Here is a 23,553-nt window from a genome sequence, read left to right as displayed (position 1 = left end):
ACTATCCCTCCTCTACCTTTTGTTCCCTATGAATCTCATTCGATTGAGACTGCTTTTTTGATTTTCTTTTAAGATTCCAATCAATCACAAAGCCTGAGATTCCTCTAGGATCGAATATTATAAGCAGGACGAGAATTGGCCCGAATACAAGCATACGATAATCTTGTAAAAACTGAAGTTCTTGCGAAATCCACACGATAATAAATGTACCTATTACAGGTCCAGATAACGTTCCAATTCCACCGATCAACAGATAAACTAGAAAATCAAATGTCATCGTTATATTAGAAATTTCAGGACCGATAAACCTAGTAAATGATGCAAATAAGCTACCTGCAAGTCCGGCAAAAACCGTTGATAGAATGAAAGCTAATAGTTTATTGCTAGTCGTTGAAATCCCAATCGTCTTAGCTAATTCTTCACTGTTTCGAATGGCAATAAACGACCTACCTTGTAACGAATGAACAATATTGTACATGACCACAATGGTTAAGACTAAAAAGAACAATACTAGATAATAGTTTGATATTTGACTGTTAAACTCAAGTGGACCAATAGCACCTGGTGTAGGAATTCCAAGAAATCCACGAACACCACCAGTTACACTGTCCCAGTTATAGATGATTAAATAGATGATATAACCGACACATAACGTGTAAATGGCAAAAAAGTGTTCTTTCGTTCTAAGGGCAATCATGCCAATTAACGTACCAACCAACGCTGTGAATATTAACGTTAAAACAAATGCGACCCAATAGCTAATGCCATATGTCACTGTTAACACTGCCAATGTGTAGGCGCCTAAAGCAAAAAATCCAGCATGTGCTAAAGATAAGTATCCAGTATATCCTGCTAGCAGGTTCAGACCATAAACGACAATGGTCCAAATAAATGTTAGGATTAAGATTCTGATCATATAAGCATTACTACTAACTAAAGGAAAGATAACAGCTAACAATAGGAGGCCCGACAAGGCAACTTTTTTATTTAAAAATGGTATGCTCATGCTTTGCCCCCTTTCGCAAATAGACCATTCGGTTTAACTGTTAAAATGACAACTAATAACAAGAAGGCAATTAAATCTTTATAATCACTTGAAATATATGTTGCCCCTAAGCTTTCTGTAAATCCTAAAATATAACCACCCACAATAGCACCTGGTATACTTCCCATACCGCCGATGATAATAATGACAAATGCTTTTAATATCACTAGATGCCCCATTCCTGGGAAGACTAGATTAATAGGTGACGATAATGATGCAGCAATTGCTGCTAAGGCACCAGATATAAAGAATGTAAGCATCGCAACTTTACTTGTATTGATTCCTACTAAATTCGCTCCATCTCGATTTTGCGACATTGCAATGACCGTCATACCCATGTACGTTTTCTTAAGAAACGTATATAAAGCCACCATGACTAACACAGCTGCAACGATGATGATAATCCGCTGAAACGTAAATGTAATTCCAAATACACTAACCACTTGCCCATGAGGAGTTGCCATTTCTAAATAATCGGCTCCCCATACACTGTGAGCAAATGCTTCTAAAAAGAGTAACATTCCTATGGCTGCGATTTTGTCATGGATGGGAGGTGCATGTCTTAAGTGGTGAAATACTAATCGCTCCATTAAAACACCTAACAAGCCGACTACAATAACCGAGATGAAAATTGCAATCCAATAATGTAGTCCTAGCGATTGCATCATTGTTAAGGTAATGTAACCACCCATCATATATAGCGCTCCATGAGCAAAGTTAGGTATGTGCAAAATACCATAAACTAATGTGAGTCCTAAGGCGACTAAACTGTAAACGCTTCCAATTGTAAGTCCATTAAATAGCTGCTGGAATAAAATATCCATTCCCGCACCCCCTTTAAGCGATTAGTTTGAGATATACTGATCTTTCAATTCTCTTTTCAGAATTTTACCAACAGCTGTTTTCGGGAACTCTTCTATAAAATCAACACTCGTTGGTACTTTAAAATTCGATAGTCGTTCTTTGCAGAAGTTAATGATTTCCTCTTCAGTTGCGGATTGCCCTTCTTTAAGTGATACGACTGCCTTAATGGTCTCGCCACGATACGGATCCGGAATACCAATGACCGCAGCTTCTAAAACTTTAGGGTTTTGATATAACACTGTTTCAATTTCAATTGGATAAATGTTAAATCCACTCGCGATAATCATTTCCTTTTTCCTTCCAACGATATAGAAAAATCCATCTTCATCCATTTTGGCTAGGTCGCCTGTGTATAACCAGCCGTCACGCACTGTCTGCGCCGTTTCATCAGGCATGTTCCAGTAACCTTTCATAATTTGTGGACCTTTAATCACTAGCTCGCCAACTTCGCCAATAGGTAATTCTTCAGTTCCTGTATCAAGATCTACAACTTTTGAGTCAGTATTTGGAATCGGTATACCGATGCTACCAGCTTTTTGAACTCCTTCAACTGGGTTTCGGTGCGTGACTGGAGACGCTTCAGACAGACCGTACCCTTCAGCGATTGATGCGCCAGTTGTTTCTTCAAAATTAGTTAGAACGTCTGCTGATAGTGGTGCGGACCCGCTTGTTACGGTTTCTAGAAACCCTAAGTCAATATTGTGCTCACGAGCATAATTTAAGATCGCAATAAACATAGTGGGAACCCCAGGAAACGACGTTGGCTGTAACTCCTGCATGGTTTTTACCGTTTCTTCGACTTCAAAACGAGGTAATAAAATAAGATTGCCACCCATTCTAAACGTTAAACACATACCACTTGTCATGCCGTAGACATGGAATAGTGGTGAAATGACAAGAACACGTTCTTCACCTTTATTAATTTGAGATTCTGCTGTCGCAGCACTTTGCAATGTATTGGCTACAATGTTGTAATGCGTTAGCATGGCTCCTTTTGAGCGTCCTGTTGTGCCGCCTGTGTACTGTAATACGGCTACATCTTCTTTTGGCTGAATGTGAACGGGTTGGTATTCTAATTGGTGTTGGATGAGTTGTTCGTAGTCTGAAGGGTTTGTAAACGAAACACTATAACTGTGTTCGACAGAGGTGTCTGGTAAGACATTGTTTACAATTGGCATGAGTGGCTCGTATGCTATGATAGCTGCTGCTTCCGAATCTTTAAGTACGTGCATGAGTTCTTGTTCTTTATACATTGGATTAACTTGTACAACGGTGGCCCCAGCAAACATGGCTCCAAAATAACTGAATACATACTGCGGGCAGTTTGGTAACATTAAAGCGATCTGGTCACCTTTTTTGATTCCGACATCTTGGAAATAAGCTGCCACCTGTTTTGCGTAAGCGTAGACTGTTTGATAATCAAAGGTCTTTCCCATAAAGGTTATGGCTGTATGCCTAGGGTATTTATTTACCGTCTCTAAAAACAAGTCTCCTAAACTCAGTTCTGGAATTTGAATCTCTTTAGGATTTCCTTCTGGTATAAACTTGTGCCAAGGTTTTACTGACATCTTTCTCATCTCCCTTATTTTTTATTTACGTAATTAGCCAACCACCATCAGCTAAAACATCTGAACCTGTCATGTATGAAGCCTCAGAGGATGATAAAAATGTAATGATATTCGCAATTTCATCTGGTTTACCAACCCTTCCCAGGGCTGTATGCTGCTCAATAGCTGATTGAAAACGCTCATTTTGAAGACCAGCTTCAGTAAGAGGGGTTTCAATAAATCCGGGTGAAACTGAATTGACTCTAACATGTGGTGCTAATTCTGCAGCTAAAGCTTTTGAAAAATTAATAACTGCAGCTTTAGAAGCACTGTAGTGTGGAATTCTCGCTCCAGCTTTATGTCCTGATAACGAAGCGACATTGACAATCGAACGGTCTCTTTTAAGTCCTTCTAACATTAATTCACTTAAGGTTTTAGATACTAGAAACACACTTTTCAAATTAACATCTTGGACTCGTTGCCACTCTTCACTCGTTAAATCACGAATGGATGATTTACCAGAACTACCTGCATTATTAACCAGTATATCTAATTGACCAAACTCGCTTTGAATGTAGTCTTTTAATTGATTGACCGCTTGGTCGTCCGTCACATCAGTAGGATAAACGTAAGATAAACCATTTTCCTTAACAATCTCATTACTCACACGATCTAGTTTTTGTTTTGTTCTGCCTACTAAGACAACTTTTGCACCTTCTTTAGCAAGCCTTTTAGCAACAGCAGCACCAATACCGCTTCCTGCTCCAGTAATGACAGCTACTTTATTACCGAACCTCATCTTACACGCCTCCTTTCATTCAAATTTTTTCACTAGAATGTTCTATTAAAATCCTTCCATCACTCAACTCAGGCACGAGATCGTATAGATTTTTTTGTGCGACAAATTCTAGTACATGGTCTAATTGATGCTTTGAAAGCATTCTTCCAACAGATGATTTTTGTAATACTTGAGTGGGCTGATCCTTTAAACCTTCATAAAAGGTTAAAGCGGCAAAAGCAGAATCCGTTAAGTCATACGATGTTTCAGCCAACAGCTCACTAAGTAAATGACCTGCTCCATAAAAATCTTCTATATTGAATACACCGCCAGAGCCGGCACATACGATGACAATTGTTTGATCGGTATGATCTGTTTTGATTTTTTTAGATACTGACAAATTGTTGAGTAATGAAGCACAGTAAACTTTGTGAGCAGATGCTGATTTTTTAACGGCAACGGTTCCGTTCGTGGTCGACAGGATTAATGTCTGATCTTTAACCACATCCCTTAAAGCTAATGGGTTAGGTGAGTAAAACCCATCAAGTGTTAATCCATCGTACTCACCTGCTAATATACAATCGTCATCTCCTAATTCTTCAAATGTTTGTCTAGCTTCAGCCATATCCAAGACAGGAATGACTTCTTTGGCCCCGTCTTTTAGAGCACTAATAATGGTTGTCGTTGCCAGCAGCACATCAAACACAACCATGATTTGCTCTTCACTGATTTTATGTTCATCTATTTCTTCTTTAGTTAACAGCACATGAATTTTCGGCATAAAACACCTCTAACTAATTAGCCTTTCGATTAAGTGAGTAAAGTGCATATTCAATCAAGTTTTCAACAAAGTAGTTAAGTTTTGCAAATCTTTGATCCTGCGTTTGCCCCTTTTTATAACGATAATAGATTTGCTGACAGATGACGGCTAACTTGAAATAAGCAAAGGTTTGGTAAAAGTTCATATTGGTAACATTACGGCCACTTTTCTTAGCATAGGCTTCGATAAACTCATCACGCGACATAAAGCCTGGCTGCGTGGTAATTGGTTCATTACCAAGTCCTTTTTTCAATAACTCTGAATCACCTGACTCCTGCCAATAACTCATAGCTACACCTAAATCAGCTAGTGGATCACCTACTGTTGTCATCTCCCAATCAAATAAGCCAACTAATTGCGTTAAATCGTTTTGATCAAACATGGCATTGTTGAGTTTAAAGTCATAATGAATAATAGTAGATTCTTTTGTTTCTGGAATATTATGTGCCATCCATCTTGTTAATTCATCTACTCCTTGTATATCATCTGTTTTGGATCGTTCGTAACGGCTAATCCAACCATGGACTTGTCTTTCTAAAAACCCATCTGGTTTGGTCATATTTTTAAGGTTCGTTTTGGTATAATCAATATCATGTAACTGGACAAGCGTATCAACCATGGCCTCAGATATATCTCGATTGGTCTTCTCAGATAACTTAATTTCTTCAGGCATATTGGAATCAAGTACTACACCTTTTTTACGTTCCATGACAAAAAATGGTTTACCTTCTTCTTCGTTAGAATAGAAAAAGTACGGTTTAGGAGCTACAGGGAAATGCGGATTAATTTCTTTTAGAATGTTAAATTCTCTTTCCATATCATGAGCTTTAGGTGCAACTGGTCCATGAGGCGGTCTGCGTAACACAGCTTCCCAATCACCAATTCTTAATTGATAGGTAAGATTTGAACTTCCCAAAAAGAATTGTTCGACTTCTAAGGGATCATCACTTAATCCGCTAACATGTTCTCTAATCAGTTGTTCAACTTTATCAAGGTCTAGTTCTTCTCCTTGTCTGACTGGAATCGTATCTTTTGGACTCATCTAAAAACCTCCCAATCTATTAAACAGCTTCTATAATTGTTGCAATCCCTTGACCACCACCAATGCAAGCTGTAATTAGGGCATTGGTTTTTCCTGTCCTGCGAAGCTCGTAGATCGCCTTCGTCACTAAAATCGCGCCCGTTGCTCCTAATGGATGTCCATGAGCGATTGCACCGCCATTCACATTTACTTTATCTAAATCCATATTCAGCTCACGGTTGCATGCTAATACTTGTGACGCAAACGCTTCATTAATTTCTATTAAGTCAACATCATCGAGTGTCATATTCGACTTCTCTAACACTTTTCGTGTGGCAGGTACTGGCCCAATGCCCATTATGTTAGGATCAACACCAGCTACCGCGCTTTGCTTTATAACCGCAAGTGGTGCTAAACCTAATTCGTCTGCTTTTTCTTTTGACATAATGATTAAGGCCGCTGCAGCATCATTTAAGCCCGAACTATTACCAGCAGTTACTGACCCTGCCATCATAAAGGCCGGTTGTAATTTGTTTAATGCTTCTATTGTTGTTTGAGGTCTAGGATGCTCATCCTGACCAAAAACAATCGGATCACCTTTTCTAACAGGGACTTCGATCGGAACAATTTGTTCTTCAAAGCGACCCTCTTCCATTGCCGCAGCCATTTTCTTTTGACTTGCTAACGCAAACTCATCTTGTTCTTCCCGGCTTATGTTATACTTTTTAACTAGATTCTCAGCTGTAATCCCCATAGGCGGATCTCCGATTTCTGTTGGAGATAATTGTGATTTTCTAAACTGAGGCGGAACAGGGCTAAATGCTTTAGATGGGCGGTCCATTAAGTATGGAGCCCTGCTCATACTTTCAACTCCGCCAGCAATATAAACATCTCCTGCTCCAGCCTCTATCGCTTGGGCTGCTAAATTAATAGCGTTAACCCCTGAGCCACACTGCCTGTCAATCGTTAAACCTGGTAAATTGACAGATAAACCTGTCTCAAGCGCAGTTAACCTAGCAATATTTCCGCCACCACTTAACACATTTCCCATGATGACATCATCTATTAAATTGACATCTAGGTTGACGCGGTTTATAGCTTCTTTGATTACTTCTGCACCAAATTTATGAGCAGGCACTGTTGCAAGAGTTCCTCCAGCCCTTCCAATTGCTGTTCTTACGGCTGATACTATAACAGCTTCTCTCATCAGTTATACACTCCCTTACTACATCGCATGTGAACCACCATCAACTTCAATCACATCTCCTGTTACAAAGTTAGAAGCATCCGAAGCTAAAAATAACGCAACACCTTTTAAGTCACTATCAGAACCGAACTTTCTTAATGGTGTCCCTTTTAAAAATTCATCCCCGCCTTGTTCAATAAGTACTTTAGACATTTTAGTAGGGAAAAATCCTGGCGCGATGGCATTAACATGGATACCATGTGGCCCCCACTTTACAGCGAGATCACGTGTAAATGAAATAACGGCACCTTTACTAGAGTTATAGCCAATCGTATCCATTAAATTAGGGTCCGAACCTTTTAATCCTGCAATTGAAGATATATTAATAATCTTTCCTTGCTTTTGCTCAATCATGACTTTCCCAACGGCTTGAGACATGAGAAAAGTTCCTGTTGCATTAACTGTAAACACTTTATTCCAAGCTTCAAGCGGCATATCTACAACTGGAGCTCCCCACGTTGCCCCGCTGTTATTAACCAAAATGTCTATTTTCCCAAATTCATCTAATGTACGATCAACCACATTTTGAATATCTTCTTGATTTGTGACGTCACATTTAACCGCGATTGATTTAACACCCATTTGATTTAATTGTTCACTTACTTCTTCACATGCTTCAAGTTTTCTCGAACAAACCACCACATTAGCTCCTGATTCTGCAAAACCTTCAGCAATCTGCTGCCCTAATCCTCTTCCTCCTCCAGTCACAATGGCTACTTTACCGTTTAAATCAAATAATTCTTTAACGTGCATGGGTTAAACTCCTTTCCTGATACTTCTTTAATTCCTGTCTAGCAATCGTACGGCGATGCACTTCATCAGGCCCATCTGCAATCCTTAATGTCCGAATAGAAGCATAGCTGGATGCTAGAGGAAAATCTTCACTAACGCCTGCAGCTCCAAGGACTTGGATTGCCTTATCAATAACATTTAATGCCATATTAGGTGCAACCACTTTAATCATGGCAATTTCAGTTTTGGCTTCTTTATTACCCACCGTATCCATCATGTAAGCAGCTTTTAATGTTAATAGCCTGGCTTGCTCGATTTCGATCCTAGAATCAGCAATCCATTCTTGAATAACACCTTGGTCTTTTAACGGCTTACCAAAAGGCTCTCTCTCATGTATCCGCTTACAAATAATATCCAGTGCGCGTTCGGCTGCTCCAATCGTTCTCATGCAGTGATGAATTCGGCCGGGTCCTAATCGCCCTTGTGCAATGGCAAATCCTTTTCCTTCTTCCCACAAAATATTGGATGTTGGCACTCTGACATTATTAAATTCAATTTCTGCATGACCATGCGGGGCGTGATCGTAACCGAATACTGGTAACATTCGTTTTATATGTACCCCAGGCGTATCAAGAGGCACGATAATCATGGACTGCTGTTCGTATTTAGGTGCTTCTGGATCTGACTTACCCATAAAAATAGCAAATTCACACCTTGGATCTCCTGCACCTGATGACCACCACTTAGTGCCATTGATAATAAATTCTTCACCGTCGCGAGTAATGCTTCCGCGTATATTAGTTGCGTCTGAAGATGCTACATCTGGTTCTGTCATTGAAAAACAGGACCTAATTTCTCCATTCAGCAACGGTTTTAGCCACTTTTCTTTCTGTTCTTCTGTACCATATCGCTCTAATATTTCCATATTACCTGTGTCGGGTGCTGAACAATTAAATACTTCAGGGCCAATATGAGACCGTCCCATGATTTCGCATAATGGGGCATATTCCAAGTTCGATAATCCTGCTCCGTATTCACTATCTGGCAAAAACAAATTCCATAATCCTGCTTCTTTAGCCTTTACTTTTAATTCTCCTAAGATAGGTGGGTTCTCCCATCTCGACTCTTGCTGTGCTAATTGATCTGCAAAAACTTGTTCATTCGGATAGATACTCTCGTCCATAAACCTTTCCAATTTAGCTTTCAACTCTTTAACTTTATCTGTGTAATCAAAATTCATCATTCAGACTCCTTTTCCACAGTTTATTAACCGACCGGTTAGTATATTAATTTTATAATATAAAAAATATTCAGTCTATTCAAGGTGCATTTTGATATTTTTAGAAGACATTTTTACTGATTTTGCTTCAAAAACCCTTAGCCATGGTGTTCACCATGGCTGAATTTTTAAGGCTTTAAAATTAATTTACCTTTTGTTTGACGCCCTTCTAATAGTTCATGTACTTTTTTAGCATCTTCAAGGTCATATACTCCACCAATCGTTAGCTTCAATTGGCCAGATTGAAGATAGGATAATAGCTCTTTTAAACTGTTTTGAAATAATTTTTGTTTACGCATAATTTGGGGCAGGAAAAATCCAATGACTGATTGATTTTTCCCCATCAAATAGGACGGATAAAGTTTAGGTTGAACTCGGCTCGCCACTCCATAGATTACAAGTCTTCCAAACGGTGCTAAACATTTAAGAGTTTGTTTAAACACATCTCCACCAACCATCTCTAAGGCAACATCAACACCTTCTCCATCAGTTATTTCTAAAACCTTTTGCTCCCAGCCTTCTTCTGAATAGTTGACGAGATGCGTCGCTCCCATTTGTTTGGCATGATTTAATTTCTCTTCAGTACTAGCAGTAGCAATAATCTTACTTGCACCAAATAGTTTAGCTAATTGAACCGCAATTGTGCCAACACCACCAGCTGCTGCATGAATAAGTACCGTCTCACCTTCTTCTATACGTCCCATCGTTTTTAAGATGTGATATGCACTTAATCCTTGTAGTGGTAACGCAACAGCCGTTTCGAAATCGACACCATCAGGAATAGGGATTAATGTTTTCTCAGATGTTTTTGCATATTCAGCATAACCTTTCGATTCAATTAGAGTGACTACTCGATCGCCAACTTTAACATGTTCAACCTGATCGCCAACTTCAGATACAACACCTGCTACTTCTGCGCCAGGAATGAATGGTAATGTCGTCTCAACGACATATTCACCTTCACGGCGCGCGGTATCGGCAAAATTCACCCCGACAGCTTTCACTTCTATGACGACCTCATGACCTGTTGGCACTGGCTTTTCCAAATCAACATTCTGCAAGACATCTGGTCCTCCAAATTCTTTAAACTGTACTGCTTTCATGTCTTTTACCTCCAATATACTAACTAGTAAGTATGTTAACGGTACTCAAGTCTACTTTTATTTAAGTAGACCATTTAAAACAAAATCCACATACCCTTCAGCTAATTCATCTTCTTTGATTGGACCTGTTGGGTCGTACCAGAAATAACTCCAGTTTGTAATTCCTAATATGGCAAAGGATAATATATCAGGTCTAACATGGTCCTTGAATTGTCCTTTCTCTATGCCTTCTTTAACTAATTGTTCAAGATTTTTTCTAAACTTATGACGCTTTGGTGAAATTCTTTCAAGTTGATCCTGACTGATATGCCTCATCTCACGGAAAAAGATTCTAGCACTTTGACCATTATTTTTAATTTCATACGTCAATACTTTTACAATTTGATCAAGTTTTTCTTTGAAATCTAAACTTGAATTACTTAATACTTCTTCTTGTTTATTTAGAATATTGCTTATAAACTCATAATGAATCATCGCTAGGACTTCTTCTTTGCTCGTAAAATAATAATAGAAAGTCCCTTTAGTTACACCGATTTCATTGACAATATCTTGCACTGACGTTTCCGTGAATCCTTTCTTACCAAAGAGCCTGATGCTCGTCTCCATGATCTTTTCTTTCAATATTAAAGCCCCCACAACGTAACAATTTTACTAAGATTATACCACTTATTAGTCTTTTTTAGGGGTTGTTAGATAAATTGTCCGACTTTAACATGACCTTTTAAGAGATTACGAGAAATAATTAATCTTTGGATTTCATCTGTTCCATCATAAATTCTCCAAAGTCTTGCTTCACGATACCAACGTTCGATTGGTAGTTCACGAGTGTACCCCATACCACCATGAATTTGTAACACTCGGTCTACGACATTATTGCCCATGTTTGCCCCATATAATTTTGCCATGGAAGCTAAATGACGATTATCTTCTCCAGCATCTAAAGTATATGCCGCATTAAGGACAAGCCATTTTGCTGCTTCTATTTCAACGGCTGAATCAGCAATTTGCCACTGGATAGCCTGTCTGTCTGCAATTGGTTTACCAAAAGTTTCTCGCTCTTTCGAATAATCAATGGCCATTTGTAGTAATCGCTCAGCTGCTCCAACAGCTCTTGCACCAACGACCCACCTAGCAAAACCAATCCACTCTAAGCCTAGTTTATAACCACCGTTAATTTCACCTAAAATATTCTCTTCTGGCACTCTTACGTTATCAAAAATAAGTGATGCAGGTCCCCATTCACCCATTGTGTGGATGTATTCTGATTTCCAACCCATATCCCTGTCAACAATAAAACAAGTGACGCCTTCTGGACCTTTTTCTTTGTCTGTCACCGCAATCACCATAACGAAGTCTGCTTCATTCCCACCTGTGATAAAGGTTTTTTCACCGTTTAAAACCCATTCATTACCGTCTTTTACAGCTGTCATCTTAATATTGCGTGTATCAGAACCGGCTCCTGGCTCGGTCATGGCAAAACACGATTTTTTCTCACCGTTAATCGTTGGAATTAAGTATTTCTTCTTCTGTTCTTCATTACCGTAATACAAAATATTGTCTGCTGATCCGCCAAAAGTAAACGGTACAAATGTTTTAGAGATTTCCATCAACACAATGGCCATCATCATTTGCCCAAGATCAGCACCACCGTATTCTTCTGGTGTATTAATTCCCCAGAAACCAGCCTCTTTAGCTTTCAGTTGCAGCTCTTCCATTTTCTCATTTGAAAGTCCAGGGCGACCTTCACGTTCATTTTTTAGCACTTCATTTTCTAAAGGAATTAATTCTTTTTCAACAAACTTACGAATAGTTTGTTGAACCATTTTTTGCTCTTCTGTTAACCTTAACTGCATTTACACCACTCCTTAATCTATTTTACTGACCGTTTGGTATGTTGATGTCAAAAAAATATTTATTCCCATAATCTAAAACTAACCTGTCCTTGAATAACCTTTTGATCGTCCTGTTTTGTTACATCGACATCAAATACGAGTAACGAATCCTGGTGATCAACTAGTTTAGCATTTAACGACAATATATCTTCCAAAAAAACCATTCCAGTAAAACGAACTCTGTAATCTTCAATATACCCTTCTTCAATATGTGCAGAAAATAACCGCGATAAATTCCCCATTGTCCACATTCCATGAGCTATGATCCCAGGTAGACCTGCGTTTTGCGCTTCCTGATCAATAGTATGAATGGGGTTGTAGTCATCAGAAGCCCCAGCATATTTGATGAGAGTTAAACGATCTACTGGTTCTAATTCAACTGACGGAAGCTGATCACTAACCTCTAAAGATTTTAATGAACTCAATAGCTTAACTCCTTTCTAACTGTTTCAGTTAAAATCACTACTCGTTGGCATTTATAAATGACTTCTCCATGTTCATCTTCACCATAATCCGTTAACGTCAACATGCCTAATGTGCCACTTTTTGCTTCTTTTTCAGCATAATTCGTAACTTCTCGGTAGCAATGAACCTCTTCCCCTACTAATAACGGACGGTGGTAATGAAAGCTTTGTTCACCATGAATTAATCCTGCACTTGGTAATTTCATTCCTTTAATCTCACCGTAATTTAATGTCACAGGATAGGTTGCAGGAACTAATAAATTCCCAAACTCCGACTCCTCTGCATAATTAACATCGGTATACATTGGATGCGTCTCACCGATTGCTTTTGCAAATTTCACAACTGCGCCTTGCTCAATTATATTTGTTACCTTATGAGATTTTTCACCTATAAAATCGTATAGCACGTTCATCCCCCTCGATTAATCTTTTGGTCCACCAGCAACGTAAATAACTTGACCACTTACAAATGAAGATGCTTCATCTGCATAAAACAAAGCGGCGTTCGCTATATCCTCAGGCTTTCCGCTTCTTCCAACAGGAATTTGACTGACGCTATGTTCCACTAATTGCTCAAAGGTAATGCCGATACGTTCTGCCGTCGCTTTGGTCATATCTGTTTCAATAAATCCTGGAGCAACTGCGTTTGCTGTAATGCCATATTTACCAAGCTCAATGGCTAACGTTTTTGTAAACCCTTGTAAACCAGCTTTTGCTGTTGAATAGTTGGCCTGTCCTCTATTTCCTAAAGCAGAGGTGGATGATATGTTGATGATCCTTCCGTATTTTTGTTCAACCATATACTTCTGAACGACTTTAGAGCAGTTAAACGCACCTTTTAAATGAACGTCCATCACCATATTCCAGTCATCACTACTCATTTTAAAAAGCAGGTTATCTCGAATGACACCAGCGTTATTAACTAAAATGTCAACGCTCCCAAATTGATTCACTAATTCTTCAACCGCTTGTTCGACTTGATCGATTTCTGTTACACTCGCCACTTTAGTGAATACTTCAAAGCCTTTACTCGAAAAATCGCTTTCTGCTTCAGCTAAAGCTTCTTCATTTACATCGATGATACCGACTTTAGCACCTTCTTCTAGGAATTTTTCAGCAACACCTTTTCCAATTCCGCGGCTGCCACCAGTCACTAAGGCGACTTTTCCATCGAATCTACCCATTCTCATATCCCTCCTAGTAGTATTTTACAAATCTATTATATGATAAGAAATCTGAAATTTACAACTTTTCTAAAAGTACAACTTTGACCTTCATTAGTTTGAATAGGCAACAGAATCAGTGTTCAACTGTGGTAAAAGTTTTTGATAAATTTGTTTAACATCATGAGAATTCACCTTTCTCGGATTAAGTGGAATCGTCAGTTGATCGTGCAATGCATCATGTACAAGTTTGTCTATATCACCTGGCATCACACCTTCTATATAGCTAAAATCTCTCGGAATATCTAATTGTTTATTAAATTCTTCTAAAGCTTCAACTAGAAAACTAGCAGCTGAATCATCATCACAACTAATTAATTCGGGTTTTAGAATTCTTGCAATGTCAGCATACTTACTCTTATTTGCAATTAAGTTATAATCGATTACTTTTGGCAAGATAATCGCATTGGCCAGTCCATGTGGTACTTTATATAAAGCTGTCATAGGGTGTGAACAGGCATGAACTAGCCCTAAACCAGCAGCATTAAAGGCTACTCCTGCCATTGTACTAGCTATATGAACTTGTTCCTTAGACTCGTGATTAAATGAATGAGCATAACTTGCAGGTAGGTGTTCTTTTAACATTTTCATAGATTGAAGGGCAAGGCTATCTGTGAAGGGGTTAGCATTTATGGACGTATAAGACTCTAGTGCATGTACAAATGCATCCATTCCAGTAGCAGCTACCATATGACGTGGTAAAGATGCTGTTAGAATTGGGTCTACGATTGCAACATCAGGTCCAATGAGTGGTGAGGCTAAAACCATTTTTCGCTCTTGTTGTTCATCAGTCACAACAGCTACTGAAGTCACCTCTGACCCCGTTCCAGCAGTAGTCGGAACACAAATCATAAATGGTAGTTTCTGTTCAATAGGGTCTCCGCCATGAACGTAATTTAATACATGATCTTGATGACTCGCAACAACTCCTACTGCTTTCGCAAAATCTATTGGACTACCACCACCAATAGCCAGGAGTAGATCACAATTATTTTCTTTAAACACACTAGCTCCCTTCATAATTGAATCGGAGGAAGGGTTAGCTTTAACATCCGAATATACGTGAACTTTAAGGCCATGATCTTCAATCAAATTGGTAACGCTTTCAATTAGACCCGCTTCAACAAGTCCAGGATCAGTTGCTAGAAACACACGTGACGAACTGGATTTCTTAACTTCCTTTAACAGAAAATTATTCAATTTACCTGAGCCGAATAATATTTTAGTCGTGTTTGAAAAGTTAAATGATATCATATTCTCCCTCCTTTCTAGACCCTGAAATTTAGCTACCACTTTAAAAATTATGTTAAGTCTAACTCATGACTCTGTCAATATAATTTCAGAATTTTTAGTTATTAATATAGTTCTATTGTTTGATTTAGTTTGACGAGCTTTATGGTAAACTATTTCATACAACACTACTGTTCAAACAACTAGAAATAGGGGAATAATCTTGGAAGTAAAAACACATATTATAACTTCAGTAACCATCGCGGCTAGCATTTCAACATACATAGCCATTCCATTTTCAGCTGGTTATGTTTTTGGTACGATTTTAGGAAGCGTGCTCCCTGATTTAGATAAAAAAGACTCCTTTATCGGCAGGCGATCTTTAGGAGTCTCTTATATCATCCAGATGTTATTCGGACATCGTGGTTTCACTCATTCAGTTTTTTGCTGGATTTTAGTTACCATATTATGTTTGTATCATCCTTCACACTTTACTTATGGACTATCAGTTGGTTATGCAGGACATATTTTAGGCGACTTTTTTTCAAACCGAGGTGTTCCAATTTTTTATCCAGTTATTAAAAAGCCTTTTACGCCCAGTTCTCTATTAACATATAAAACTGGTGGACTTTCTGAAAAATTAATCTTAATGAGCACAGTCATTATATTACTCATCATTATGTTAGATGGGGATTTATTCCATGAACTCATTCAATCTGTTAGACAGTGGGTAGACCATCTTTAAAAATGGTCGCTCCACAAATGCCACGGAAAGTCCATAGGCGGGTTCGATGAGACTCGAACAGCTTCTTTTTTGGTAGGATGTTCAATGGTTAACACATGCGACCAAAGCGCAATCTGTTGGCCTGGTTTATTTACCTTTGAACCATATTTTTGATCTCCATAAATAGGCCATCGCCGAGACGATAGTTGAACGCGAATCTGATGGGGCCTTCCAGTATGTAAGTTAATCTCGAGTAAGGATAAACCTTTTTTCGTACCGAGTAATTTATAATTTAATAATGCTTTTTTTGCTTTTTTATTTTTTGATGAAGACACATGAACTTTGTTTTCCTTTTGGTCTTTTAATAAAAAGTCTTTTAATTGACCCTCATGTTCTGCCGGTGTACCACGAACTACCGTTAAATACTGTTTATCAAAAACATTACGCCTAATTTGGTCGGATAATCGTGATGCGGCTTTGGATGTTTTAGCAAACACCATCACTCCTCCAACTGGTCGGTCAAGCCTGTGAACTAAGCCTAAGTATACATTGCCAGGTTTTTGATCGCGTTCTTTAATAAAATCTTTAAGGATGGTTAGTAGGTCGCGATCCTTTGACTGATCTGCTTGAACAGGCACATTGACGGGCTTTTCGACAAATAGTAGATGGTTATCTTCATACAAAATGTTAATCTTCACAATTGAAGCTCCTTTATATTAGTCTGACACTAGAATAACATATACTTATAACCTTATAATTAGAAATATTAAATCCCCTCACCAATGTAAGGGGATTTAAATTATGATCGTTTTTGCAATCGCTCGTTTACTTCTTCTACTACCTCTTGTGCGGTCATTCCATCACAATTAACGATAGATGCATCGGATGTTGCTTCACTCATTCCCATGACATTCTGATTTTGTCCTGACACACAGCTACAATCACAGCCCGCAGCATTATCACCTTCTAGAGTGACAACATCATGACCACTCTGCTCTAATAATGCTTTTACATCAGATAAAGTCTCTTCTACTGCTATTCTTGCCATTGGCCTCACCTCCATTTTCCAAGGCTTAGTTTGTACAGCCTTTGGGAAAATTATGCAGGTATGGCCATTTATTCATATGCTTTTATTCCATTAATGGATTCAGCTTCTTTGATTGCTCTAATAATCGCTTTTTCTAATACTTGGGTAGCTAAACTTCCAATCACATCTAATGAAAATTGCCTGTCGCCATTGGCTAATGTAAAAATGGTATCGCCATCAAACATCGTATGGGCAGGATAAATGGTCCTGCCAATCGCATTATGAGCTATTTGTGATACTTTGGTAGCTTCTGATTTAGTCAGTTTTGCATTAACCGCAATGGCTCCTATAGTTGTATTCTGACCAACTCGGCCAAATGACTCAACCTGACTTAACATAAATTCTTCACTATCAACTAGTTCGCCAGTTTCAGGGTGAATCGCGCTAGCTAAACATTCACCAGTTTTGGGGTCACGTACCTCTCCTAATGAGTTTACGGCGACCATAGCTCCCACCGTTAATCCATTATCCAATGTTATTGCTGCGCTTCCAAGGCCGCCTTTCATGCATTGTTCAAAACCCATAATTTTACCAACCGTTGCTCCGCATCCAGCCCCTACATTGCCTTGTTTAAAAATACCACGTGCTGCTTTTTTCGCAGCTACATACCCCATGTCTGCATCTGGGCGCACACTAGCATCTCCTACCGCTAGATCAAATAATATTGCTGAAGGTACAATTGGTACCTTAGCCACACTGACATCAAGCCCTATGCCCTGTTCTTCTAAATATCTCATCACACCACTTGATGCATCTAACCCAAATGCACTTCCTCCTGATAAACAAATTCCGTGCACTTTATTCACCATGTTAACAGGGTCGAGCAGGTCCGTTTCTCTAGTTCCTGGGGCAGCACCTCGTACATCTACCCCGCAGACAGCACCCTCTTCGGTTATAATAACAGAACACCCTGTTAACGCTTTTGGATCTTCAACATGTCCCACTTTCACACCTGGAACATCTGTTATATTATCAAAGCTCATTAAAAGCACCTCCTAGGTTAATCAACCTCTCAGTTATGCTTTTCTATGCTTTGAATCGTTTTCCCTTTTTATATGGTAAAATTGATAAGACGTGTATCTTTTTAAATCGTCTAACGCCTTGCTTAGTAAAACAAAAGGCCAAAAAATCATCTTCATAAATTTTCACGACCCGAACAATTCGCTGACTGTAATCTCCATTTTGATCTAAATAAATCATCTCAAGTTGCTGTTTTTGTTCAAGTGCACGCTGAAGTATGCGTTCCATAAATAAACCTCCAACAAGAACGTTTGTTCGTATTATATCACTTTTGACTAAAAATATGAACAAATTTGAAGTAACAAATTGTTTTTATTGGAAACACGGTGAAGTTTATAAGCAAACGTTGACTTTTCGTAGATTTAGGTAGGAAGGTTACAATATCAGAGAATATACATAACTTCAAACCCTAAAAAATAGCCCAGCTACAAGAGCCAGGCATCAACTTATCGCTCAACGACTTGATCATTGACTTCGGCGAGAAAGTGACTAATTTTCCTAACTGTCTTTCGAATTCGTTCTTCAAAAATGATCACATTCGTAAAGTATCCGTGAACCATTCCTAATTCAAGCTTTGCATCCATTTTGACACCAGCTTCTTTAAGCCTTCTAGCGTATGCTAATCCTTCATCACGTAAAACATCATTCTCAGCTACAATAACAATAGCCGGAGGTAAGCCGCTCAAATCTTCACACGTTAGCGGGGCTATGTATGGGTTATAATAATCCTCTTCATCTCTTACATAATGATCTCCAAACCACTGCATTAACGTTCGGTCTAACCCGTAACCATTAGAAAATTCCTCATATGATGAAGTGTCATAGCTTAAATTCGTTATTGGATAGACTAGCACTTGAGCTTTAACAGGCGGCCCTTCTCGGTCTTTTGCCAGCATTGCAACTCCTGTAGCTAAATTTCCACCCGCACTATCTCCACCTACAGTTATATTAGTAACATCACCATCTATTTCAATTGGATTTGCATAGACCCACTCTAAAGCAGAATAACAGTCCTCTAATGGTGTTGGATATTTATATTCAGGAGATAATCGGTAATCGACTGACACAACAATTCGCTTGGTTTGATTAGTCAAAATTCGGCATGTGGCATCGACTAAATCTAAATCACCTAAGACCCAACCACCTCCGTGATAGTAAATAAATACTGGAAATGGGCCCTCTCCTTCAGGTTTATATACTCTAATTGGAACCTCATAATCGTCACTTGCTTTAAAATGACGATCTTCAACTTCATGTACATCTTCAAACCCTTGACTGACTACTGGTATTTGTCTAAATAATGACCTTACTTCTTCTGTTTCCATTAATGACAGGTCGGGCATTTCCTCAAACATTTCTAAATAAACTTTCGACTGTTCATTTAGATTAGCCATAGACACCATCCTTTTCTGAATTTGTTTAATTATATTGGTGTCTGTTTTAGTTTAGAAGTTAAAATCTAGACTTGTTTCCAGTTTTTCCTTTTGATACTAGTTAAATTTATGGGGAAAATTTTTAATTTATAAGGAAATCCATGTATATATAAAACTGACCAGCCATTGTTTATAGCTGGTCATACCTGATTAATTATCTGATTGCGCAACGGTTTGGTCCAATTTCCATTTCACGTTGTTCTTCATCCTCTGGTTTCTTTTGACCCATGTTTGTTTGACGAATATCATTATACGAGTTTGGCTGTGGTGGTAAGTTATCTGTTACAGCAGACCTGAATTCTTCTTCACTTTCTATATTTAAGCCATGGTTTTCTTTATATAACTTACCTAACTTCTCTGATATACTACCATCTTGATTCATTTCTTTTATACTCATATAATGTGCCGGTAATACTATTAACTCCTCAGGCAATTTTTTGTATCTCTTATATAACGTCTCTCTTAAATCTGCAACCCAATCCTCCGCTTTTCCAGCTAAGTCAGGTCGTCCAATTGAGTCAATGAATAGAATATCACCCGTTAATAGATACTGCTCATCAATGATATAAGACGTGCTTCCAATAGTATGCCCTGGCGAGTAAAAAGCTTTAATGGTCGTATCACCAACTTTGATTTCATCACCATCCTCTACTGGCTGATAATCAAATTGAACATCGGTTGCATCTTTGAGTGGTAAATAATAAGTTGCCTCATGTTTGTTCGCTAAATCTCTTCCACCTGAAATATGGTCCGCATGCAAGTGGGTATCGAGAACCGATTTTATTGAAAAGCTGTGTTCTTTTATAAATTCATCATATTGATTCGTCATTCGATTAGCATCAATAATTGCAGCTTCACCATTTGATTCGATTAAATAAGATAAACAACCTTTACCTATTCGAACAAATTGGTAAATCGTCCCACCTGACACTTTACCAATTTCGATCGGTTCTAAGTGCTCACTGTACGCTTTCATGCCACCTTCAATAGAATATACATTGTCATAGCCAGCCTCAGCAATTTGCTCAGCTACCATTTGGGATGAACCACCTTTAGCACAAATGACATAAATCGGTTGATCTTTTGGAAGCTTCTCTTCTACTGGCTCAACACCATCCATTAAATCAAAATAAGGTTGGTTATGAATTTCAACATTATCACCTTCAACCTTCCAGTCATCAAAATCATCCGTATTTCGAACATCTAAAATAAACAAATGTTCACCATTTAAAATTTTACTCGTCAATTCTTTTACAGAAATATGTTTAACATCTGACATTAGGATCCCTCCTTTAGAATGTTAATGTCACATTTGCATCCTCAGCAAAGCTTAAGAACATTGCTGCACCACCGACTTCGATCCCTTCAACGAACTGATCCTTATCTAAACTCATCACATCCATTGTCATTTGACAGCCAATCATTTTGACGTTTAAATCTTTTGCCATACTTAATAACTCCTCTACTGGAGGTACATTTGCTTTCTTAAACCCTTCTTGAAAGTGTTCTTTTCCTTGAGGTAAAGGTAATTGTTTATGGGCATCTTTGTGTATCAGATTTAACCCTTCAAATGTAAAGAATATCCCAACTTCTGCATCAGTTGCAGCTGCAGCTGTTGCTATATTAAACACTTTATAAGCATCAAACATCCCGCCATTTGCGGCAATAATCGCTACTTTCATAATGAAAATCTCCTTTTTTAATGATTTTGATCTACAGGTCCATCCCACTCATTCATACCTGGTACTACATTTTTCACATTCTTATAACCTTTTGTTGCTAACTTTTGAGCTGCAAGGTCACTTCTATTACCTGTGCGACAAATAACATGCAAATCATCCTCTTCATTTAGTTCATTAAAACGTTCTTCCAATTCACCTAAAGGAATATTAATAGACCCTGGAATATGTCCAAATGCATACTCGGCTGGTTCCCGAACATCTAGAATTGTAATCGTCTCATCACCATCTATCATTTCTCTTAAATCTTTTAAGTCCATTACATCTCCATGTTTTGTTTCTGATGTGTCTTCTTCACTAGCTTTTCGTAAATAATGTTTAAGTATATCTCCATCTTCTTTAGTTCCAAGATAATGATGGCCAGTACTTTCAGCCCAAGCTTTAATATCCGCAGTAGAACCTTGATCTGTTGCCTGCACTTCCATAACTTGTCCAGGTTCTAACTGATTAAATTCTTTTTTAGTTTTCACAATTGGCATAGGACATGCGAGTCCCTTTGCATCTAAAACTCGGTTTACATTAACCTCCATTCACTTCACCTCCTTAACGTTCAACTTTACCTTCCCATTCGAGCATCCCACCAGGCATGTTTTTGACCTTATACCCTTTACTTTTTAAAAAATCCGTTGCTTTACCACTTCTTCCGCCTGATCGGCACACCATTATATGTTCTTTGTTCTCATCGATTTCACTAAGTCGGTCAGGTAACTCCCCAAGTGGTATATGTTGAGCGCCTGGAATTTTCCCTTGTGCGACCTCATCATCTTCCCGGACGTCAATAATACTCAATTCTTTATGATCTTCGAGTTCTTTTTTAACTTCTTCAGGCTTCATTTCTTGGTGTGACATATAAAAACCCCTTTTTTATTTTCATATCAAACTTAATTTGTCTCACATTTTGTGCTTTATACGATAACGGGTATTAAAAATTTTTTAGAACCTTGAAAGCGCTTTATTAGGCTGTTTTTGAAATCGTTTCCTTTAGGTAAATATCAATACGTTAAGCATTTTCACACAAAGTATAACCACTATTTAGATTTGTATAAATAGTCAGAAATTAGTTATTTACAACCCTTTTACGCGGTGCTATAGTGAATATTAAATTTTATGAGGAGGGATTAGGAATGTCAGAATTACTAAATAATCCACTAATTGCAACTGTACTCATATTTTCACTAATTGCTTTTGGTGAATGGGTATCAATCATCACTCGAGCAAGAATTCCAATGTTATTAACAGCGATGGTGAGCTTCCTAATCCTGTCATGGACCGGCATTTTTCCGGAAGACATCATGGACCGCTCACAATTTGCCGTTTTAGGTTCAATCTTAATTGGGCCAGCCATTGTGCATATGGGAACTTTAATTCCACTTTCTATATTAAGAAGTCAATATAAAGCCGTCTTGATTGCACTCAGTGGACTCGTTGTTTCCGGGGTTCTAGTCCTATCAATTATTACTTTTGTATTTAGTTATGAGACAGCTGTTGCCGGGATCGGACCAATTAGTGGTGGTGTAGTCGCCTTACTAATTACACAAGAAAAACTAACGGAAATCGGACTTTCTGCATTAGTTGTGATCCCAGCATTAATTGTTGCTTTTCAAGGTGTGTTGGGGATGCCACTGGCGTTAAACTTTATGAGACGATATGCCAAAAAAATTGTTGAAGGTATTGATAATGGCACCTTCAGTCCAATGAAAGGAGCAACAATTGGGGAATCCATTTCAGGGGCTAAAAAACAAGGACCATTAAAATCGAGCACTACCATTAAACTATTTTTAGTGTTTGTAGTAGGTGCTGTCGGTGTCATCTTAGGAGAAGTCACCGGGATTCATTACAGCTTATGGTGTTTAGGACTTGGGATTGTGTCCGTTAAGTTTGGGATTCTGGAAAGCGAATCTCTTAACCGTGCTAATTCATTCACATTGACGATGATTGGGATTATTTTTGTCGTCATTGGAACCATGGCTGATGTATCACCTGGGCAGGTCATTGATAACTTACCAGCTATTTTATCTATTCTACTGTTAGGCACTTTCGGAATTGCTCTTGGTGGTTTCGTCGGTTCTAAATTGGTCAAATGGGACCCATTAAAAGGGATGCCTGTTGCTTTAACAGCCTTATTTGGATTTCCAGGAGATTATATCCTATGTGAAGAAGTAAGTAGAAGTACAGCACGTAATGAGAAGGAAGAGAAGATGATCTTTGATGAGCTTTTAACACCGATGTTGATTGGCGGATTTACGACCGTTACGGTGGCGTCCGTAATCATTGCAGGAATTTTAATTCAAACTCTATAAGGAGGA

General features: G+C 38.4%; 27 protein-coding genes. 2 read left to right on the top strand and 25 right to left on the bottom strand.

Annotated features, from left to right (window positions below):
• Position 1 precedes the first annotated feature (1 nt).
• From ACFSW4_RS13935 to ACFSW4_RS13860, 16 genes are all read right to left on the bottom strand, one after another.
• Positions 2–1,006 (bottom strand): branched-chain amino acid ABC transporter permease, encoded by a 1,005-nt coding sequence (locus ACFSW4_RS13935; RefSeq protein WP_377330028.1) that lies wholly within the window; start codon positions 1,004–1,006, stop codon positions 2–4.
• On the bottom strand, positions 1,003–1,869 hold the full coding sequence (locus ACFSW4_RS13930) for a branched-chain amino acid ABC transporter permease (RefSeq protein WP_054754176.1): 867 nt from the start codon (positions 1,867–1,869) through the stop codon (positions 1,003–1,005). The genes ACFSW4_RS13935 and ACFSW4_RS13930 overlap by 4 nt, the downstream gene beginning before the upstream one ends.
• A gap of 21 nt (positions 1,870–1,890) precedes the next feature.
• Positions 1,891–3,477 (bottom strand): long-chain-fatty-acid--CoA ligase, encoded by a 1,587-nt coding sequence (locus ACFSW4_RS13925; protein ID WP_054754178.1) that lies wholly within the window; start codon positions 3,475–3,477, stop codon positions 1,891–1,893.
• A 25-nt stretch (positions 3,478–3,502) separates the two neighbouring features.
• Complete coding sequence (locus tag ACFSW4_RS13920) at positions 3,503–4,255, bottom strand: SDR family NAD(P)-dependent oxidoreductase (protein ID WP_054754180.1); 753 nt, start codon at positions 4,253–4,255, stop codon at positions 3,503–3,505.
• Positions 4,256–4,274: 19 nt separating this feature from the next.
• On the bottom strand, positions 4,275–5,015 hold the full coding sequence (locus ACFSW4_RS13915; RefSeq protein ID WP_377330025.1) for a 2-phosphosulfolactate phosphatase: 741 nt from the start codon (positions 5,013–5,015) through the stop codon (positions 4,275–4,277).
• 13 nt (positions 5,016–5,028) lie between these two features.
• Entirely contained in the window at positions 5,029–6,096 is a 1,068-nt protein-coding gene (locus ACFSW4_RS13910) for a phosphotransferase family protein (RefSeq protein ID WP_377330023.1), read from the bottom strand.
• 19 nt (positions 6,097–6,115) lie between these two features.
• Entirely contained in the window at positions 6,116–7,285 is a 1,170-nt protein-coding gene (locus tag ACFSW4_RS13905; protein ID WP_054754185.1) for a thiolase family protein, read from the bottom strand.
• Between the two features lie 15 nt (positions 7,286–7,300).
• The gene (locus ACFSW4_RS13900) at positions 7,301–8,074 is read right to left on the bottom strand and encodes an SDR family oxidoreductase (RefSeq protein ID WP_377330021.1); all 774 of its coding nucleotides are present in this window, start codon (positions 8,072–8,074) and stop codon (positions 7,301–7,303) included.
• Positions 8,064–9,293, bottom strand: coding sequence for an acyl-CoA dehydrogenase (locus ACFSW4_RS13895; protein ID WP_054754187.1), 1,230 nt, complete (start codon positions 9,291–9,293; stop codon positions 8,064–8,066). Before ACFSW4_RS13895 ends, ACFSW4_RS13900 begins: the two co-directional genes overlap by 11 nt.
• Before the next feature lie 167 nt (positions 9,294–9,460).
• Positions 9,461–10,435 (bottom strand): quinone oxidoreductase family protein, encoded by a 975-nt coding sequence (locus ACFSW4_RS13890; protein ID WP_054754189.1) that lies wholly within the window; start codon positions 10,433–10,435, stop codon positions 9,461–9,463.
• A gap of 57 nt (positions 10,436–10,492) precedes the next feature.
• Positions 10,493–11,056 (bottom strand): TetR/AcrR family transcriptional regulator, encoded by a 564-nt coding sequence (locus tag ACFSW4_RS13885; protein ID WP_054754191.1) that lies wholly within the window; start codon positions 11,054–11,056, stop codon positions 10,493–10,495.
• Positions 11,057–11,124: 68 nt separating this feature from the next.
• A complete protein-coding gene (locus ACFSW4_RS13880) occupies positions 11,125–12,288 on the bottom strand; it encodes an acyl-CoA dehydrogenase family protein (RefSeq protein WP_377330018.1) in 1,164 nt (387 codons plus the stop codon).
• Between the two features lie 59 nt (positions 12,289–12,347).
• Positions 12,348–12,752: a MaoC/PaaZ C-terminal domain-containing protein gene (locus ACFSW4_RS13875; protein WP_377330016.1), complete on the bottom strand. Its 405-nt coding sequence runs from the start codon at positions 12,750–12,752 to the stop codon at positions 12,348–12,350.
• Positions 12,749–13,198 (bottom strand): MaoC family dehydratase N-terminal domain-containing protein, encoded by a 450-nt coding sequence (locus ACFSW4_RS13870; protein WP_279401758.1) that lies wholly within the window; start codon positions 13,196–13,198, stop codon positions 12,749–12,751. Before ACFSW4_RS13870 ends, ACFSW4_RS13875 begins: the two co-directional genes overlap by 4 nt.
• Positions 13,199–13,213: 15 nt before the next feature.
• On the bottom strand, positions 13,214–13,975 hold the full coding sequence (fabG, locus tag ACFSW4_RS13865) for a 3-oxoacyl-ACP reductase FabG (RefSeq protein ID WP_377330014.1): 762 nt from the start codon (positions 13,973–13,975) through the stop codon (positions 13,214–13,216).
• A 93-nt stretch (positions 13,976–14,068) separates the two neighbouring features.
• On the bottom strand, positions 14,069–15,268 hold the full coding sequence (locus ACFSW4_RS13860; RefSeq protein ID WP_377330012.1) for an iron-containing alcohol dehydrogenase family protein: 1,200 nt from the start codon (positions 15,266–15,268) through the stop codon (positions 14,069–14,071).
• A gap of 199 nt (positions 15,269–15,467) precedes the next feature.
• Between ACFSW4_RS13860 and ACFSW4_RS13855 the strand changes: the two genes are divergently transcribed.
• Positions 15,468–15,989 carry a metal-dependent hydrolase gene (locus tag ACFSW4_RS13855; RefSeq protein ID WP_054754201.1) on the top strand — a complete coding sequence of 174 codons (522 nt, stop codon included), beginning with the start codon at positions 15,468–15,470 and terminating at the stop codon, positions 15,987–15,989.
• Here ACFSW4_RS13855 and ACFSW4_RS13850 read toward each other — a convergent pair.
• The 9 genes from ACFSW4_RS13850 to ACFSW4_RS13810 form a co-directional block, all read right to left on the bottom strand.
• A complete protein-coding gene (locus ACFSW4_RS13850) occupies positions 15,986–16,666 on the bottom strand; it encodes an RluA family pseudouridine synthase (RefSeq protein ID WP_377330010.1) in 681 nt (226 codons plus the stop codon). The genes ACFSW4_RS13855 and ACFSW4_RS13850 overlap by 4 nt on opposite strands.
• A gap of 101 nt (positions 16,667–16,767) precedes the next feature.
• Complete coding sequence (locus tag ACFSW4_RS13845) at positions 16,768–17,016, bottom strand: YkuS family protein (protein ID WP_054754205.1); 249 nt, start codon at positions 17,014–17,016, stop codon at positions 16,768–16,770.
• A 68-nt stretch (positions 17,017–17,084) separates the two neighbouring features.
• Positions 17,085–18,038, bottom strand: coding sequence for a P1 family peptidase (locus ACFSW4_RS13840; RefSeq protein ID WP_377330008.1), 954 nt, complete (start codon positions 18,036–18,038; stop codon positions 17,085–17,087).
• Between the two features lie 43 nt (positions 18,039–18,081).
• Entirely contained in the window at positions 18,082–18,303 is a 222-nt protein-coding gene (locus ACFSW4_RS13835; protein WP_054754209.1) for a hypothetical protein, read from the bottom strand.
• A gap of 218 nt (positions 18,304–18,521) precedes the next feature.
• Positions 18,522–19,469, bottom strand: a complete 948-nt coding sequence (locus ACFSW4_RS13830; protein WP_054754211.1) for an alpha/beta hydrolase — start codon at positions 19,467–19,469, stop codon at positions 18,522–18,524.
• A gap of 193 nt (positions 19,470–19,662) precedes the next feature.
• Positions 19,663–20,787: an MBL fold metallo-hydrolase gene (locus ACFSW4_RS13825; protein ID WP_377330005.1), complete on the bottom strand. Its 1,125-nt coding sequence runs from the start codon at positions 20,785–20,787 to the stop codon at positions 19,663–19,665.
• A gap of 13 nt (positions 20,788–20,800) precedes the next feature.
• Positions 20,801–21,190, bottom strand: a complete 390-nt coding sequence (locus tag ACFSW4_RS13820) for a DsrE/DsrF/DrsH-like family protein (protein WP_377330003.1) — start codon at positions 21,188–21,190, stop codon at positions 20,801–20,803.
• A gap of 17 nt (positions 21,191–21,207) precedes the next feature.
• Complete coding sequence (locus ACFSW4_RS13815; RefSeq protein ID WP_377330001.1) at positions 21,208–21,777, bottom strand: sulfurtransferase TusA family protein; 570 nt, start codon at positions 21,775–21,777, stop codon at positions 21,208–21,210.
• Between the two features lie 13 nt (positions 21,778–21,790).
• Complete coding sequence (locus ACFSW4_RS13810; protein ID WP_377329999.1) at positions 21,791–22,096, bottom strand: rhodanese-like domain-containing protein; 306 nt, start codon at positions 22,094–22,096, stop codon at positions 21,791–21,793.
• 275 nt (positions 22,097–22,371) lie between these two features.
• Between ACFSW4_RS13810 and ACFSW4_RS13805 the strand changes: the two genes are divergently transcribed.
• Complete coding sequence (locus ACFSW4_RS13805) at positions 22,372–23,547, top strand: hypothetical protein (RefSeq protein WP_377329998.1); 1,176 nt, start codon at positions 22,372–22,374, stop codon at positions 23,545–23,547.
• Positions 23,548–23,553 lie beyond the last annotated feature (6 nt).

The sequence above is a fragment of the Piscibacillus salipiscarius genome (assembly GCF_042685285.1).
Classification (GTDB): Bacteria; Bacillota; Bacilli; order Bacillales; family Alkalibacillaceae; genus Piscibacillus; species Piscibacillus salipiscarius.
The sequence above is the reverse complement of the archived record's forward strand: the minus strand, read 5'-3'. Positions and strand labels throughout refer to the sequence as shown.